At 70.1% G+C, this 579-nt stretch carries 1 pseudogene; it reads right to left on the bottom strand.

Going from position 1 to position 579, the window contains the following annotated elements:
* Positions 1–579: pseudogene (locus tag ACFFRH_RS44510) on the bottom strand (polyketide synthase); the annotation flags it as partial.

Here is a 579-nt window from a genome sequence, read left to right as displayed (position 1 = left end):
CACCGTCCTGGTTGATCGCGCTACCCCGCACCACCGCGAGAATCTGGTGGCCGTTGCGCTGGGCGTCCGAGAGCCGCTCGACCAGCAGCATGCCGACGCCCTCACCCCAGCCGGTGCCGTCGGCCTCCGCGGAGAACGCCTTGCAGCGCCCGTCCACCGACAGGCCACGCTGCCGGGAGAACTCGATGAACATGCCGGGCGTCGACATCACCGTCACACCACCGGCCAGCGCCAGATCACACTCACCCGAACGCAACGCCTGCGCCGCCCAGTGCAACGCCACCAGCGACGACGAACACGCCGTGTCCACCGTGACCGCCGGACCCTCCAGCCCCAAGGTGTACGACACCCGGCCGGACACCAGGCTTCCACCGCTGGTTTCGCGGGGGTACCGAGGCCGTAGTCGTGGTACATCACACCCGCGAAGACGCCCGTACGGCTGCCGCGCAACCCCACCGGGTCCAGACCCGCCCGCTCGATCGCCTCCCACGACGCCTCCAGCAGCAACCGCTGCTGCGGATCCATCGCCAGCGCCTCACGCGGGCTGATCCCGAAGAACCCGGGATCGAACTCGGCGGC

This window comes from Streptosporangium vulgare, from assembly GCF_042428775.1.
Taxonomy (GTDB): Bacteria; Actinomycetota; Actinomycetes; order Streptosporangiales; family Streptosporangiaceae; genus Streptosporangium; species Streptosporangium vulgare.
Note: the sequence above shows the minus strand (reverse complement) of the source record. Positions and strands in the feature narration are given on the sequence as shown.